Origin of the sequence: Aeromicrobium sp. A1-2 (assembly GCF_003443875.1) — a bacterium.
GTDB lineage: Bacteria > Actinomycetota > Actinomycetes > Propionibacteriales > Nocardioidaceae > Aeromicrobium.
Genome location: NZ_CP027482.1, coordinates 466,750 through 482,133, shown reverse-complemented (window position 1 = coordinate 482,133; position 15,384 = coordinate 466,750). Strand labels below are relative to the sequence as shown.

17 protein-coding genes are annotated in these 15,384 nt (G+C 67.2%); 8 read left to right on the top strand and 9 right to left on the bottom strand.

The window, feature by feature from the left end; translation table 11 throughout:
- Window positions 1-29: 29 nt before the first annotated feature.
- Genes C6I20_RS02395 through C6I20_RS02380 form a run of 4 tightly spaced genes read right to left on the bottom strand, consistent with a single transcriptional unit; the run spans window position 30 to window position 3,609 of the window.
- Window positions 30-998 (bottom strand): glycine betaine ABC transporter substrate-binding protein, encoded by a 969-nt coding sequence (locus tag C6I20_RS02395; protein WP_118394499.1) that lies wholly within the window; start codon window positions 996-998, stop codon window positions 30-32.
- Between the two features lie 43 nt (window positions 999-1,041).
- Window positions 1,042-1,836, bottom strand: coding sequence for an ABC transporter permease (locus C6I20_RS02390; protein ID WP_162891071.1), 795 nt, complete (start codon window positions 1,834-1,836; stop codon window positions 1,042-1,044).
- Window positions 1,817-2,968: an ABC transporter ATP-binding protein gene (locus tag C6I20_RS02385; protein ID WP_118394497.1), complete on the bottom strand. Its 1,152-nt coding sequence runs from the start codon at window positions 2,966-2,968 to the stop codon at window positions 1,817-1,819. Before C6I20_RS02385 ends, C6I20_RS02390 begins: the two co-directional genes overlap by 20 nt.
- Window positions 2,965-3,609 (bottom strand): ABC transporter permease, encoded by a 645-nt coding sequence (locus tag C6I20_RS02380; RefSeq protein WP_216822967.1) that lies wholly within the window; start codon window positions 3,607-3,609, stop codon window positions 2,965-2,967. The genes C6I20_RS02385 and C6I20_RS02380 overlap by 4 nt, the downstream gene beginning before the upstream one ends.
- Window positions 3,610-3,923: 314 nt before the next feature.
- Between C6I20_RS02380 and C6I20_RS02375 the strand changes: the two genes are divergently transcribed.
- The 6 genes from C6I20_RS02375 to C6I20_RS02350 all read left to right on the top strand — a co-directional run bounded on the left by C6I20_RS02375 (window position 3,924) and on the right by C6I20_RS02350 (window position 9,682).
- Window positions 3,924-4,706 carry an IclR family transcriptional regulator gene (locus C6I20_RS02375; protein ID WP_162891070.1) on the top strand — a complete coding sequence of 261 codons (783 nt, stop codon included), beginning with the start codon at window positions 3,924-3,926 and terminating at the stop codon, window positions 4,704-4,706.
- Complete coding sequence (locus tag C6I20_RS02370) at window positions 4,699-5,832, top strand: acyl-CoA dehydrogenase family protein (protein WP_216822966.1); 1,134 nt, start codon at window positions 4,699-4,701, stop codon at window positions 5,830-5,832. The genes C6I20_RS02375 and C6I20_RS02370 overlap by 8 nt, the downstream gene beginning before the upstream one ends.
- A complete protein-coding gene (locus C6I20_RS02365) occupies window positions 5,829-7,076 on the top strand; it encodes a CaiB/BaiF CoA-transferase family protein (protein ID WP_118394494.1) in 1,248 nt (415 codons plus the stop codon). The genes C6I20_RS02370 and C6I20_RS02365 overlap by 4 nt, the downstream gene beginning before the upstream one ends.
- Window positions 7,066-7,881, top strand: a complete 816-nt coding sequence (locus C6I20_RS02360) for an acyl-CoA dehydrogenase family protein (protein WP_118394493.1) — start codon at window positions 7,066-7,068, stop codon at window positions 7,879-7,881. The genes C6I20_RS02365 and C6I20_RS02360 overlap by 11 nt, the downstream gene beginning before the upstream one ends.
- Window positions 7,878-8,642 (top strand): SDR family oxidoreductase, encoded by a 765-nt coding sequence (locus C6I20_RS02355; protein WP_118394492.1) that lies wholly within the window; start codon window positions 7,878-7,880, stop codon window positions 8,640-8,642. Before C6I20_RS02360 ends, C6I20_RS02355 begins: the two co-directional genes overlap by 4 nt.
- A 77-nt stretch (window positions 8,643-8,719) precedes the next feature.
- Window positions 8,720-9,682 (top strand): EamA family transporter, encoded by a 963-nt coding sequence (locus C6I20_RS02350; protein WP_118394491.1) that lies wholly within the window; start codon window positions 8,720-8,722, stop codon window positions 9,680-9,682.
- Window positions 9,683-9,771: 89 nt separating this feature from the next.
- On the opposite strand, the gene C6I20_RS02345 is transcribed toward C6I20_RS02350, so the two are convergent.
- On the bottom strand, window positions 9,772-10,923 hold the full coding sequence (locus C6I20_RS02345) for an acyl-CoA dehydrogenase family protein (RefSeq protein WP_118394490.1): 1,152 nt from the start codon (window positions 10,921-10,923) through the stop codon (window positions 9,772-9,774).
- A 102-nt stretch (window positions 10,924-11,025) separates the two neighbouring features.
- Here C6I20_RS02345 and C6I20_RS02340 point away from each other — a divergent pair, with 102 nt between their 5' ends.
- Both C6I20_RS02340 and C6I20_RS02335 read left to right on the top strand, forming a co-directional pair.
- A complete protein-coding gene (locus C6I20_RS02340) occupies window positions 11,026-11,619 on the top strand; it encodes a hypothetical protein (protein ID WP_118394489.1) in 594 nt (197 codons plus the stop codon).
- A 10-nt stretch (window positions 11,620-11,629) separates the two neighbouring features.
- Entirely contained in the window at window positions 11,630-12,244 is a 615-nt protein-coding gene (locus tag C6I20_RS02335; protein ID WP_118394488.1) for a pyridoxamine 5'-phosphate oxidase family protein, read from the top strand.
- On the opposite strand, the gene purE is transcribed toward C6I20_RS02335, so the two are convergent.
- The 4 genes from purE to C6I20_RS02315 are packed head-to-tail and all read right to left on the bottom strand — an operon-like array spanning window position 12,241 to window position 15,374.
- Window positions 12,241-12,756, bottom strand: coding sequence for a 5-(carboxyamino)imidazole ribonucleotide mutase (purE, locus tag C6I20_RS02330; RefSeq protein ID WP_118394487.1), 516 nt, complete (start codon window positions 12,754-12,756; stop codon window positions 12,241-12,243). The genes C6I20_RS02335 and purE overlap by 4 nt on opposite strands.
- A complete protein-coding gene (locus tag C6I20_RS02325) occupies window positions 12,749-13,876 on the bottom strand; it encodes a 5-(carboxyamino)imidazole ribonucleotide synthase (RefSeq protein WP_118394486.1) in 1,128 nt (375 codons plus the stop codon). The genes purE and C6I20_RS02325 overlap by 8 nt, the downstream gene beginning before the upstream one ends.
- 9 nt (window positions 13,877-13,885) lie before the next feature.
- Entirely contained in the window at window positions 13,886-14,875 is a 990-nt protein-coding gene (locus tag C6I20_RS02320; protein ID WP_118394485.1) for an adenylate/guanylate cyclase domain-containing protein, read from the bottom strand.
- Complete coding sequence (locus C6I20_RS02315; protein WP_118394484.1) at window positions 14,862-15,374, bottom strand: PH domain-containing protein; 513 nt, start codon at window positions 15,372-15,374, stop codon at window positions 14,862-14,864. Before C6I20_RS02315 ends, C6I20_RS02320 begins: the two co-directional genes overlap by 14 nt.
- Window positions 15,375-15,384 lie beyond the last annotated feature (10 nt).

Here is a 15,384-nt window from a genome sequence, read left to right as displayed (position 1 = left end):
TGATGTGGAGCGGTGGTGGGTGAGGGAGATCAGATGATCTTCTTGGCCTTGAGGAACTTCGTGACCACGGGGCCTGCCGGCAGTCCGTCCAGCTCCACCTTGCCGTTGAGCTCGAGGATCTCGTCCTGGGTCAGGAGGGCCGCGACGGCGTCGAAGAGCTTGTCGTACTTGGCGGCGTTGGCGTCATAGACGTCCGTGCGCATGTTGACCGCAGGGTTGTAGATCGGGAAGAACGTCTTGTCGTCGTCCAGGACCGTGATCTTGTTCTTGGCCAGGCGCGCATCGGTGCTGACGAGGTACATGAAGTTGCACTTCTTCTGCTTCACGGCCTGGTAGATGACGGTCTGCTCGACGGGGTACACCGTGCCCTTGGGCTGCGTGAAGCCATAGTGCTTCTCGAGGCCGGGAAGGCCGTCGTCGCGCGTCTTGAACTCGGCGCTGGCGCACAGGGTCGCCTGGTCCGGGTTGGTGCGAGTCAGCTCGGCGTACTCCGACATCGACGTCACGCCGGTGTCGGCGGCGTTCGGGCTGGCGCCGACACCGTAGGTGTTGTTGAACGGGGCGCGGGCGAACCAGGAGATGCCGTTGCCCGCGTCTTCCGTCTCGACCGCGTCGAACAGCTCGTTCGGGTCCCCGATCGCGTCGGTCTTCTTGAACACCGTCAGCCAGGCCGTACCGGTGTACTCGTAGTAGGCGTCGATCTGACCGCTCTCGAGCGCGGCGCGTGCAACGTTCGTGCCCGCCAGACCCGTCTTGTCCTTGACCGTCGCACCCGAGGCTTCGAGGGTCTGGATCAGGATCTCGCCGAGGATCTTCTGCTCGGGGTACTCCTTGGAGCCGATCGTGATGTCGACCCCCTTCAGGTCGACGGTCGAGGCCAGCGAACCCTCGGATCCCTTGGCTGTGGCATCTCCACCACCACAGGCCGAGAGTGCGAGTGCGGACGCGGCGAGCAGGGCGGTCAGGCCGGTGAGGCGGCTGACGGAGGTGATCTTCATGAATTGCCTTTCGTGCTACGGGGGAGGGTGGGAAACGGCGGGTTCAGAGACCCTTGGGGGTGAGGAAGTCTTGGCCCAGGCGAGCCACGTGGTCCAACAAGACAGCCAGCAGGGCGGTGAGGGCCGCGCCGACGATCGTGACGACGTCGCGGTCCTGGATGAGACCGACCAGGATGATCGATCCCAGACCACCTGCTCCGGCGAACGCGGCGACCGTGGCGGTGCCCACGTTCCAGACGATTGCGGTGCGAAGACCCGCGAGCATGACCGGGACCGCGAGGGGAAGCTCGACCTTGAACAAGATCTGACGGCGGGTGAGCCCGATCCCGCACGCGGCCTCCTTCAGCTCGCCGTCGATCTGTTCCAGACCGGCGATCGTGTTGCTGAGGACGGGGAGAAGCGCGCTGATGATGAGGGCGTATATCGCATACTTCGCGCCCAGGCCGAGGGTCAGCGCGAACACGACGATCAGCCCGAAGCTCGGCACCGACTGCGCGGCCACCACGGCGGCCTGCGCCAACGGCGCAATCCGGCGCGCAGCCGGCCTGGTCAACAGGACGCCCAGCGGGATCGCGATGAGCAGGACGACGAATGTGGAGACACCGACCAGCACGAGGTGCTGGCGCAGCGCCGTGAGGATCTGTCCGTTGGTGAGGATCCGCGACTCGACACTGTCCAGGTCGCGGGTCTTGACCCACCCATACAGTGCGATCGCGACCGCCAGGACCACCAGCGGCGTAGTCAGGACCATCCTCCGCGGCAGGCGACGACTCAGGGGCGAGTCCACTGCCTGCTCAGGTCGGGTCTGGCGCGGCAGCTCAGTGGCGGCGGTCGACATGTCCCACCGCCTCAGCCGTGAGGGGGGCACCTGCAGCCGAGACCAGTCCCGACGATGCCGCCACGGCCCGGGTGATGGAGGCGAACTCCACGCACCCGGCGAGACGACCATCGGCGTCGGCAACGATCGCCGCCGGAGCGCCTGTTCTCATCATCTGGCCCAGCGCATCCGAGAGATAGGAGCCCGCGCCAAGCGTCAGCGGTGCGGTCGGCACGAACCGCGGGGTTCCACCGTCGGCCAGGAGCCAGCCCACGGGCCGTCCCTCGGTGAGCACCACGGTCGGCGCACCGCCGGCGGCGCTGCTCACCTCCTGACCGGTCTGTGCAGTCACGGTCGGCAGGTCGGTCAGCATCTCCGGGCGTACGTGCACCAAGGAGAGCGCGCGGGTCTCGGCGTTGTCACCGAGGAAGTCCCGCACGAAGTCGTTCGCCGGGTTCGCCAGGATGTGTGCCGGAGTGTCGAACTGAGCAACCGCCGACCGCTCGCGCACGATGGCGATACGGTCACCCATCTTGATGGCTTCACTGAGGTCGTGAGTGACGAAGACGATGGTCTTGCAGATGTCCTGCTGGAGACGGAGGAACTCGTCCTGGAGCTTCTCGCGGGCGATCGGGTCGACTGCGCCGAACGGCTCGTCCAGCAGCATGATCATGGGATCGGCGGCGAGGGCACGAGCCACTCCGACGCGCTGGCGCTGGCCTCCGGAGAGCTGCTTGGGGTAGCGATCACGGTAGAGAGAGGGGTCCAGTCCGACCAGCTCCAGCATCTCGTCGACGCGGGCCGGGATCTTGGCCGTGGGCCACTTGAGGAGCTTCAGCACGGCGGCGACGTTGTCGCCGACGCGCCAGTGCGGGAAGAGCCCGCCCTGCTGGATCACATAGCCGATACTGCGGCGCAACTCGGTGGGATCGGCGTCGGTGACGTCCTGGCCGTCGATGATGATCTTGCCGGACGTCGGCTCGACGAGACGGTTGATCATCTTCATCGTGGTCGTCTTGCCACAACCCGATGGGCCGACGAGCATCACGATCTCGCCCTTGCGGACCTTGAGGTCCAGATCGTCAACGGCGGGCGCCGAGGTGTTCGGGAACGTCTTCGTCAGGTTCTGCAGGTGGATGAATGAGTCAGTCACGAGAGGCCCCTAGAGGTTGTCAGCTTGCCAAGGAAAATGAAGGTGAGGTTGAGGATCAGGCCCACGATGGCGACCCCGACGATCCCGGAGACCGCCTGGTAGAGCGCGGTCGGAGAACCAATCGTGTTGAGACCGTCATAGATCGCACGGCCCAGGCCTGGACCTCGCACGATGGCCCCGATGGCTGCGGTGCTGACCAGGAGGAGCGCTGCAACGCGGATGCCGGTCAGGATGATCGGCCAGGCCATCGGGAACTCGACCTTGACCAGGCTCTGGCGACTGTTCATGCCCATGGCCGAGGCTGCTTCGACGACCGAGCTGTCGACTCCGTTGAGCCCCACGATCGTGTTCTGCACGATCGGCAGCAAGGAGTACAGCGTCAGCGCCACCAGCACGGGGGGCCAGCCGAGACCGATCACACTGATCAGCAACACGTAGAGCGCGAGTGAAGGGATGGTCAGCAGCACACCGCTGGCCTTGATGGCGACCGCGCTGAGGCGAGGCCGTTTGTGGGCGAAGACTCCCACGCCGACGCCCAGAACGCTGCCCAACAGGGTCGCGAGCAGCACGACGACGATGTGTTCGCCGAACTGTTGGATCAGGCCGGAGCCGAAGTACGACCAGTATTCCGAATAGCTCATGGTCGCTCCTCTCAGAAGGTGAGTGATGTGCGATGCGGGCTGTCTGGGATCGCCTTGTGCCGGCAACTTCAACCAAGACCTGCGTCGATGAGCCGACACTAGGTGATGGAAGTCATAGCGGTCAATAGGTAAATGTCAGTTTCATTTGATGACAGTCCGACACCTACGCTTCAGCGCCTGAATGTTGATGTCTCTAACGACCCTCGCCCGGACATTTCCCGCACCCGCAAGGGATATCGCAGCGGGAACGCTCGACACAGATCTACTTCGCGAAGGGGGTTGACAGGTAGATGGAGCTCACCGAGACTGTTGCTGTGCAAAACGATATTTCACCCACTGACACTGGCGGAGCCAAGACGCTCCGCCGTGGACTGGCGATTCTCTCGCTGTTCAGCGCCGAGCGCCCTGTCCTGATGCAGGCCGAGATCGCCGAGCTGCTGGGCATCCCGTTGCCGACCGTGGGGCGACTGTGCCGCACCCTGAGCCTCGACCACTACCTCGAGCAGGACGCCCGCACCCGGCAGCTCCGGCTCGGCCCCCAGATCATGCGGCTGGCAGGTCGGTCGAACACCGGCCTCACCGAGGACACGCGCCGGTGGATGGGTCGCCTCAACGCCACCTTCGACGAGGACGTCAACATCGCGATCCTCGACGGCACCCAGGCGCTGTACCTCGACGCGATCCCCAGCACCAAGGTCCTGTCGACACAGACCGCCGTCGGATCACGCGCCCTCGCGCACTGCACCGCGATCGGCAAGAGCCTGCTGTCACAGCTCGACGACCGCGTGGTGCTCGACCGACTCGGCACCGGCCCGTACGAAGGCCGGACCGCCCACACGATTCGTCGGTGGGAGGAGTTGCAGCCCGAGCTCGAGAGAATTCGTGCGACTGGAATCTCCCGCTCGATCGACGAGTACGAGGAGGGCCTGAGCGGTTTCGCAACCCCCCTCGGCACTGGCCCTGGCGGCGCACCCATGGCGCTGTCCATCGCCGTGCCGAATGCGCGCTGCTCCCCCGAGCGGGCCGAGGAGATCGTCCGCGCACTGACCGACCCCATTCAGAACCCGAACCACCTTGGAGACAAGCACCATGATTGACACCGCAGCACGGATGGACGACGTCGCCGCCGAAGTCGACGCCTGGGCACAACAGCTCTCGACCGAGCTGTTCGACCGTGGCGAGGCGCTGTACAACGGCTCCCCCGCTGACACCGACTCCCGCTACGTCTACGAGCGGATGGGTTCGGCCGGCATCATCGGTCTCGGCTGGCCCGAAGCGCTCGGCGGGCGGGCGATGGACCCGATCGACGTGGTCAACATCGAGGAGGTGCTGGGCTACAACTGGCTCCCCCTGTGCAGCTACCTGCTGACGGTCAAGACCATCGGCCAGGCCATCTTGAAGTTCGGTTCGCCCGAGCTGATCGATCGATTCGTTCCGGACATGGTCGCCGGCCGCATCATGTTCTGCCAGGGCTTCTCCGAGCCGAGTGCAGGCTCGGACCTCGCCTCGCTTCGCACCAAGGCAACCCGTTCGGGCGCCGACTGGGTCGTCAACGGACACAAAATCTGGACCTCCAGCGCCGAGGTCGCCGACTGGATGTACCTCGCGGTCAGGACCGATCCCGATCTCCCGCGCCACAAGGGGCTGTCCGTGATGCTCCTGGACATGCATGCACCAGGCGTCAAGGTCGACGTCCACCACACGCTTGGTGGCACGACGTTCGGCGAGGTCATCCTGACCGACGTCCACGTTCCGGCCGAGAACATGATCGGTGAGGTCAACGACGGCTGGACCGTCCTGATGGGCTCGCTGGACTTCGAGCGCGTGACGAGCGAGAAGGTCGGGGTCGCCTTCTGGGTCCTGGACCAGATCGAACCCATGGCAAGCCCCGAACAGCGCAAGCGTCTGCTCGCGCTGCGCGGAGAGCTGCAGGCCTGCCGCCGGCTCGGGCACGAGGCAACTCGCCTGATTAACCGTGGAGAGAAGGTCAGCCGGGTCTCGTCGATGTGCAAGCTCTCGGTCGCCCTCGCGATGGAGAAGTCCGCCGCGCTCTCGCTGGACGTCCTGGGCGTCTCGGGCCTGGTCGACCGCGGCCCCTCGGACGTCTCCGGGGGCCGTCTTGCGGCATTCCAGCGCGCGTCGGTCTCGATGCTGATCGCCGGCGGTTCGTGCGACGTCCAACGCAAGGTCATCGCCCAGCAGGGCATGGGGCTGCCCCGATGAATACTCCTCTCGAGCCCGGGGCCGATACTCGCCCGCTGGCCGGAATCCGCGTGATCGACTTCTCCCAGTTCGTCGCGGGGCCGCTGTGCACGCTGCTGCTGGCCAACCTCGGCGCAGACGTCATCAAGGTCGAGTCCCCCGCCGGTGACGCCTATCGCCACTACGAGCCGCTCGGTGACGGTGCGAGCGCGCGCCTCTACGCGTTGAACCAGGGCAAGCGGTCGGTCGTCTGCGATCTCAAGTCCGAGTCCGGGCGGGCGTTCGCCCAGCAGCTCATCGCCACCGGTGACGTCGTCGTGCACAACATGCCGGCAGAACGTGCCGCCGGATTCGGTCTGGACAGCGACACGATCCGGCAGACCAATCCCCGTGCCGTCGTCACCGCTGTGACGGCGTTCGGCAGCGACGGCCCCAAGTCCGCACAGGTCGGCTACGACCTGATCGCCCAGGCGTATTCGGGGCTGCTGATGGCCGATGCCGACCCGCACGACGAGGTCCCTCGTCGCAGTGGCGGCATCCCGTTCGCCGACATCACCTCGGGCCTCGTGGCATGCATCAGCGTCGTGGCCGGTCTGGCGAACCGCTCGTCCCCCGACGGTCAGCACTTCGAGGTGTCCCTGCTCGCAGCATCGTTGCTGACCCAGATCCAGGACCTGGTCAGGATCGACAGTGCCGACGAGCCTCACGTCGACAATCACGAGATCGCCCAGCACCATGACCTCGCTCGGGTCAGCAGCAATATCCGTGACGCTGCTGCGATGGAGCCCTACTACCGCTGCTACGAGGCCTCGGACGGCTTCTTCGCCCTCGCGTGCCTCACGACGCCTCAGCGCAAGCGTGTGCTGGGAGTCCTCGGGGCTGACGACCCTTGGGTCGAGAATCCCCAGGCCGTCCCGGTTGACTCGGCCGAACGGGCCCTTCGCGAAGCGGTTGCGACATCGTTCTCCGAGAAGTTCCGCACCGCGCCCGCGGCGCACTGGATCGACAAGTTCAGCAAGGCCTCCGTCCCTGCCGGAGAGGTGCGCCTGCTGCATCAGCTCTTCGACGACGAGCAGGTCCGCGCCAACGGCCTCGTACGCACCGTCGAGCAGTCCCAATCGGGCGTCGTCGACGTGTTCGGATCGCCGTTCAAGATCGACGGCCGACCAAGCCACGCGACTCGCCCGGCCCCTCGCCTGGGTGAGCACACCATCGAGCTGCACACCGAAATCACATCGTCCAAGGAGTACACCCATGTCATCTGAGGTCGAAGCATTCGCGTCGTCCGTCCGCAAGATGGTGCAGGAGAACGCCGCCCACGACGACTGGCGTCCCGGCACGCACGTCAGTGACCGGAACGAGCCACTCTCCTCGGGCCTGACCCGTCTGGGCTGGGACGACCTGCTCGACGACAGCGAGCTGCTCCCGTTCGTCGGTGCAGCCGCCCTCGAGCTCGGCCGGGCGGCCACCTCACCTCACTTCCTGATCCCGATCCTGGGCGGCAGCCCGGTCGTGAAGAACCTGGCGATGTACGGCGAGGTGGGGACACGAGTCGCCACACCCACCGCATCGGGGTACGAGCTGGCTCTTGTCGAGGCTTCGACCCCGGTGAAGTTCATCGACTCCCTCGGAGTGCATGCGGTCGAGTCGCTCGCGCCGGCCGTGCCGGTCGACGACTCGGCCGCCCGGCTCGCAGCCTGGGAGGCGTCTGTCGTCGGATACTTCGCCGGACTGACGGTCGGCGCGCTGGACCTCGCGCTCGACCACGCCCGCCAGCGAGAGATCTTCGGGCGTACGCTCGCCCACCTCTCTCCGGTCCAGCAGCGACTGGCCGATGCCGCCACGATCTCGGACGCGCTCCGGCTCTCCGCCGTCCAGGGCGCCCATGGTCTGCCCTCGATCGCCCACGCGTCATCCCGTACGTGGGACGTCATGAATCACTGCAACCTGGTCTTCGGCGCCATCGGCTACACGCTCGAGTTCCCGATGCAGCGATACTCCCGCCGCACCAAGGCGCTCGGCAGCTTCGTGAGCGGCTGGATCGACCAGGAGATCGCGGTGGCGGCATGACGACCCACATCGTGACCGGCGGATCGGCTGGGATCGGCCTCGCGATCGCGCGGCGAATGGCGCAGGACGGCCACGATCTGGTGCTGGTCGCACGCAACGAGGAAAAGCTCGTCATGGCGGCCACTCAGATCCGCGCGCTCGGGGTCAACTGCCGCACTGCAGCGCTCGACGTGCGGGACAACGACGCGGTCAACCAGCTGGTCGACGAGCTGCCGGAGGTCGACGGCGTGGTCAACAACGCCGCCGGCAACTTCGCGAAGCCGACCGTCGAGCTCTCCCTCAACGGCTTCCGGGCCGTCGTCGAGATCTCCCTCTACGGCACCTTCAACTTCAGCACGGCACTGGCTCGCCGGCTCATGGCCGAACAGAAGTCCGGCGCGATCTGCAACATCATCACGACGTACGCCTGGACCGGAGCACCCCGCGTGGCGCACTCGGCCGCAGCCAAGGCCGGGATGCTGGCCTTCACCAAGTCGGTCGCCCGCGAGTGGGGTCCGGACGGAATTCGCGTCAACGCCGTCGCGCCGGGCTTCGTCGCGACCGAGTCGGCCGTGTCGAACATCCTGTCCGCCCCCGGCGCCGCCGAGCGCATGAGCCAGATGATCCCCCTGGGCCGATTCGCCCAGGCCGAGGAGATCGCGGAGTCCGTGGTCTTCCTCCAGGGCGATCGCAGCGCCTACACGACCGGAGCCGTGCTGACGGTCGACGGCGGACGATCACTCGGCATGTCGATGCACCAGGCCGAGCCGGTCGGCACCTGAAAACCACCGCTCCGTCCACGGGCTGAACGTCGGGGCGGTCAGATCCACTCGACTTGATCCCAAGGGGACCCGTCACGATGAGCAAGCATGCGATCCGCACGCTCCTGGCCTGCCTGGTCGTGTACGTCGTCTGGGGCACGACCTACCCGGCCATCGGCCTGATGCTGACCCCGCCGGGCGGACAAGGACTTCCACCCTTCCTCGCGACCGGCGGTCGCCTGCTCGCGGCAGGCGTTTCGCTGCTCCTCATCAGCCAGCTGTCGGCGCGCGGCCGAGCGACGACCCGGCAGCTGACCCGCAGGCAGTTCAGCGCCGCTGCCACGACCGGGTTCTTCCTGTGCTTCTGCACCGCCGCGCTCGTCGCCGGTGCCGCACAGCGGCTGCCGTCGGGCGCGGTCGCAAGCTATCTGGCGACCGCGCCGATCTGGGCCACGATTCTGCTGTCCGCGACAAGTCGTAGCCTGCCCAGCCTGCGCGTCTCGATCGGTCTGGCACTGGGGCTGACGGGGGTCGTCACGCTGAGCGGATCGGCTATCGCTCCCGACACCACCGGTGTCCTGCTCGCCCTCGCTGCGGCCGGGACCTGGGCATTCGGCTCCTGGTTCACCTCATATAGCGGACACATTCCGCACCACTACGGAGTCGCCGGCGGGATCGGTCAGGTGACGTCAGGAATCGGGCTGATCGCGGTCGCGCTGGCCCGCTCCGAGCACGTCGACCTGCCCGTCCCGGACGTTTCGAACGCCAGCCTGATCGCGTTCGTCTACCTCACGATCGTCTCGCTGACCGGCCTGACGACGTACTCCTGGCTGCTCAGGAACCGCGATCCGTTGATCGCCACGTCGCACGCATTCATCAACCCGCTCGTCGCGGCATGCGTCGGCGCCGTCGCACTCAGCGAGGGCCTGTCGCTCCAGCTGCTGCTCGCGGCCGCGATGGTCGGCTTCGGAGCCTTCCTGACCATGCCCATGACGCGTCGCCGCCAGCGCAAGCGCACGACTCCCCGCCGGGACGCGCCAACGCTCGAGCGGTCGAGCTGAGTGTCGTTCCGACCGGCTCAAAGAGCACGGCCCACACCGGACGAGCCGGTCGAAACCGCTAGGGTCTCGACCTGCTCGACGACCAGGGCTCAGAGCTTGGACTGCACCCCAGCGAGGAGCTGGCGGCCCATCACGACGCGCTGCACCTGGTTGGTGCCTTCGTAGATCTGGGTGATCTTGGCGTCACGCATCATCCGCTCGACGGGGTAGTCGCGGGTGAAGCCGTAGCCGCCGAGCAGCTGAACCGCATCGGTCGTGACCTGCATGGCCGTGTCAGAGGCGAAAGCCTTGGCCGCAGCGCCGAAGAACGTCAGGTCCTTGTCGCCACGCTCGGACCGGCCGGCCGCGGCGTAGGTCAGCTGACGGGCCGCCTCGATCTTCATGCCCATGTCGGCGAGCATGAACTCGATGCCCTGGAACTCGGCGATCTTCTTGCCGAACTGCTTGCGCTCCTGGACGTAGCCCAGCGCATAGTCCAGCGCACCCTGCGCGACGCCGACGGCCTGCGCCGCGATCGTGACGCGGGTGTGGTCGAGCGTCTTCATCGCGGTCGCGAATCCGGTGCCCTCGGCGCCGATCATCCGGTCACCCGAGATGCGGACGTTGTCGAGGTAGACCTCACGGGTCGGCGACCCCTTGATGCCGAGCTTCTTCTCCGGCGCACCGAACGAGACGCCCTCGTCGGACTTCTCGACGACGAATGCCGAGATGCCCTTCGTGCGCTTGTCCGGATCCGTCACAGCCAGGACAGTGTAGAACTCGGACTCGCCCGCATTGGAGATCCAGCGCTTGACGCCGTTGAGCACCCACTCGTCGCCGCTGCGGACGGCGCGGGTCTTCTGGTTGGCCGCATCACTGCCGGCATCCGGCTCAGACAGGCAGTAGGAGAAGCCCTCGCCGTGCGCGAGCCGTGACAGATAGTTCTTCTTGAGCTGCTCGTCGCCGCTGATCATGATCGGCAGGGAGCCCAACTTGTTGACCGCGGGGATCAGCGAGCTGGACACGCAGACGCGCGCGATCTCCTCGATGACCAGGACGGTTGCCAGGGCATCAGCACCTGCTCCGCCGTACTCCTCCGGCACGTGTGGCGCGTGGAAGTCAGCCGCCAGCAGTGCTGCAGCAGCCTCACGGGGCCAGCGCGCATCCTCGTCGACCTCGGCGGCGAACGGGGCGATCTTGGCCTCGGCGACGGCACGGACGGCCTCACGGATGGCGCGGTGCTCTTCGGACAGGACGAACATGTCAGACACGTGGACTCCAGATAGTTGGACGACCTAGTAATTCTAGCGCGATCACCCAACCGATGCCATGCCCGCTTTCGTGGCATCGGACACACTTGTCCCATGACCGATTCCTTCACCGGCCACATTGCGGGCCTCGGCACGTCGTCGGGCGTGCGGATTGTGGCCGGCGTCTGGGCCGAGAGCCCGTTCGGCTCCTTCGCCGACGTCATGGTCGAGGACACCGCCGGGCACCGGACCCTGCTCGCCCCCCCGCAGGACGTCGCAGACTTCGTCGCCTCGACGTACGAGTTCGACGAGGTGCGAATCGAGCCGGTGTCGGTCGAGGTCGGCGACGAGTGGTCGGTGCACACCCGGTCCCTCCAATTGCGATTCACGCCCGGTCGTCGGCTCTGGGTCAGCCCGTTCCTGGGTCTCGTCCCATCCCCTATGCGTCGCTCCGCGACGTGGGCCAGGGCCTGCAACCCGATTGCTGGCCGGCTGATGCCCGGCGTGCAGACCTACGGATCGGCCGGCGGCGGCCGGACCGAGTGGTATGCCGCGCGTGATGTGCACCGGCTCATCGACGCGCGGGCGACTTGGGAGGGCGAGGAGCTCGGCGCGCTCCCCCCCGTCACCCCTGCCGTCCGCTTCGGGTTCGCCTCTGCACCCGCCGAGCCCACGCTGACCGCACTGACGTCGTACGTTCGGGAGTAGGTTGGCGCTCATGCGCACACCGATCGTCACGGAGGCGGCCCTGCGCGACCTCCTCGGCGCGCCGCTGCAGCGGGTCCTGGACAAGGACCGCGACCACTTCTCCGCACCGCACCGCGCCTGGCTCGCGGCCTCGCCCTTCTGCCTCGTCGCGACCTCGGACGCCTCGGGAGCCTGCGACGTCTCTCCCAAGGGCGATCCCGCCGGCTTCGCCCACGTCGTCGACGACACCACCCTGGCCATACCTGAGCGGCCCGGCAACAAGCGGGCCGACGGGTTCGCCAACATCCTGCAGAATCCGCGGGTCGGCCTGATCTTCCTGGTGCCGGGCCGTGACGACACACTGCGGGTCAACGGCCGCGCATCGCTGCTGGCAGACGCGCCGTACGCCGACCAGATGGTCGTCCGGGGGCACCGACCCGCAGTGATCCTCGAGATCGCGGTCGAGCAGATCTTCTTCCACTGCGCCAAGGCGTTCCTGCGGTCCGGCCTCTGGGACCCGGAGTCGTGGGCACCGGAAGCCGTGCCGAGCCGGGCGCAGATCGCCAAGACCCTGGAGCGTCCCAACGACTCACTCGCCGATCTTGAGACCTACTACGGCGAGCAGTACTCCGCTGGGCTGTACTAGCGGAAGCCGGCCGGACGCCCGGGGTTGCGGATCTTCTCGCCCTTGGCTCGGGCGCTGTCCGCCAGCGCGGCCTGGAAGTCGACCATCTTCTGCGTCAGCGCGGCATCACCTGTGGCGAGGATCCGCACAGCCAGCAGTCCCGCGTTGCGGGCGTTGCCGATCGACACAGTCGCGACCGGCACGCCGGCCGGCATCTGCACGATCGACAGCAGCGAGTCCATCCCGTCCAGATACTTCAGCGCCACCGGCACCCCGATGACCGGCAGCGGGGTGACTGCGGCCAGCATCCCCGGCAGGTGGGCCGCTCCCCCGGCGCCGGCGATGATGACCTGGATGCCGCGGCCGTGCGCCTCCCGACCGTAGGCCAGCATCTCGTCGGGCATCCGGTGCGCCGAGACCACATCGGCCTCGTACACGATGTCGAACTCGGCCAGCGCCGTCGCGGCCGCCTCCATCGTCGGCCAGTCGGAGTCCGAACCCATCACGATGCCAACACGGGCCTGTTCAGTCATGAGTCACTCCATCGGTCATCAGTGCTGCGGCACGACGAGCCCGGAGGAGCACATCGTCGAGATCGCTTCCGTACGCCGTGACGTGCCCGACCTTGCGTCCGGCTTTGACGGCCTTGCCGTAGAGGTGGATCTTGACGCCCGGCTCTGCGCCGAGGACGATCGCCCGCTGTGCCTTGAGGTCGTCCACGGCACCTCCCAGGACGTTGACCATGACCGACCACGGGGCACGCGACTCGGTCGGGCCGAGCGGCAGGTCGAGAACGGCCCGCAGGTGGTTTTCGAACTGGCTCGTGACGGCGCCGTCGATCGACCAGTGGCCCGTGTTGTGCGGCCGCATCGCGAGCTCGTTGACCAGCAGCCGACCATCGGTGGTTTCAAACAGCTCGACTGCCAGAATTCCCGTGACGTCGAGCTCGGTCGCGATCTGCTCGGCCATCCCGCGGGCCTGCGCCTCGAGGACGGGATCGAGGTCGGGTGCCGGAGCGACGACCTCGGCGCACACGCCGTTGGCCTGGCGCGACTCGACAACGGGGTAGGCGCGCACCTCGCCGGACGGCGACCGGGCGACGAGAGCCGACAGCTCACGACGAAAGTCGACGAGCTCCTCGGCCAGCAGCCCACGACCCGACGCGAACGCCTCCTCCGCATCGGCAGCCGAGCGCACGACCCACACGCCCTTGCCGTCGTATCCGCCGCGCGTGGTCTTGACCACGGCCGGGAAGCCGAAGCTCAGGAGCTCGTCCGCCTTGGCGACCATCCGGTGGCGTGGGCACGGGATGCCCATCTCGGACAGACGTGCCCGCATGTGGCCCTTGTCCTGCGCGAACAGCAGCGCGTGCGGGCCCGGGCGACAGGCATGACCCTCGGCCTCGAGGGCGCGCAGGTGCTCCGGTGGCACGTGCTCGTGATCGAATGTCACAACAGGAGCGCTCGAGACGACTGCACGGAGGGTGTCGAGATCGGTGTAGTCGCCGACGACGTGGTCGGGCACGACCTGCGCGGCAGACACCTCGGGCCCTTCGGCGAGCAACCGGATGTGGACGTCGAGGCCGATCGCGGCCTGCTGCATCATGCGGGCCAGCTGGCCGCCGCCGATGACCGCGAGCTGGGGTGAGGACACGCCACCAGCCTATCGGGAGCGGAAGCCGCGGCGTTCGCTCACCGTGATCGGCGAGACGTTGCCGAACCCCCGCAGGGGTCGCGGGGGGAGCGTGCGGGTGTCGAACTCGTCGTCGAGCGCCGCGGCTGTCGCCTCGTCGATCAGCACCCGGTTGCTGCGGGCAACGTGCGAGAGCCTTGCGGCCAGGTTGACCGACGGACCGAAGACGTCACCCAACCTGCTGATCGCCGACCCGGTCGCCAGGCCCACACAGATGTCGGGCATGTCGTCGCGGGAGGCAATCTGCCTGACCAGGTCGAGCGCCGTGCGCGTGCCCTCCTTGGCGTCCGCCGTCACGAACAGGACCGCGTCCCCCAAGGTCTTGATGACCCGCCCCCCGTGGGCCGTGACGATGTCGCTGCAGCGGGTCTCGAAGTTTTCGACCAACGCCCCGAGCGTCGAGTCGTCGAGCTCATTGGACAACAGGGTGAAGCGGGACAGATCCGCGAACCCCACCGTCACGACCGTCGACAGCAGCTCCTCGTCGGCGGCGCCGAGCGCCTCGATGCGGGCCGCCGCAGCGGCCAGGTGTCTGCGCCAGGCATAGATCATCAGCTGCTCGAACCCCCGGGCGACGCCCGTCGCCAAGCCGACCGCTGCCTCCAGCCTGCTCGCGGACTTGCCGCCCTGGACATCGTGCTCGACCTGCTCGACGAGCGTCGACACCTGCCAGTCGGCAAGACGCGACATCGTGGTGCCGAGCGCGCGGGTCAGCCGGAAGATGCTCTCTTCATCGAGGACCCCGGTCTCGATCGCCGCCGCAACCGTTGCGACCGCCTCGACGTCAGGGCCCCCGTACGCAATGGCGTCGCCGGTGTCGGGGAAGCCGAGCGCGCGCCAGAGCCGTTTGCCGTCCTCGAGGCTCAGCCCACCCTTGTCCGCGACCTCCGTGCTGGTGAGGTTGAGCTCGCCGCCGAGGATCAGTCGGGCGAGGTCGTCGCGGAGGTCAGATCGATTCATCGCTCGAGGAGTTGTCGTGCGTCTGGAAGACCAGATTGGAGACTGTGCGGTGGAATGCCTCGATGTGCGGGATGTCCCGCAGCTGCAGCCCAGCCTGCTCGCTGGCGTCGTGGATGATCAGGGTGCCGCAGCCGAGGATGCGGTCGTTGAGGTTCTTCTCGAACGCGACGTCGTTGACGCGGCTCAGGGGAATGACCCGGCCCGTACGGGTCAGCAGGCCCTTCTGCTCGACGATGCGCTTGTTGGTCAGCGTGTAGGTCCACGTGAGCCACTTGAGAAACGGCAGCACCGATCCCCACAGGATCAGGATTACCATCCCCGCGACCACGATCCAGCGCGGGATTCCGCTGCCCGAGCCGCCGACCGTGTTGATCAGGAAGCCTCCGGCCCCGGCCACGACGAGCAGGATCAGGAACGGGACCAGCAGGACCTTGATGTGGGTGCGGGTGTCGGTGACAGTCTGTTCGCCGTCGATCATCAGCTTGCGGGGGAGGCTCATGTGCTGATTT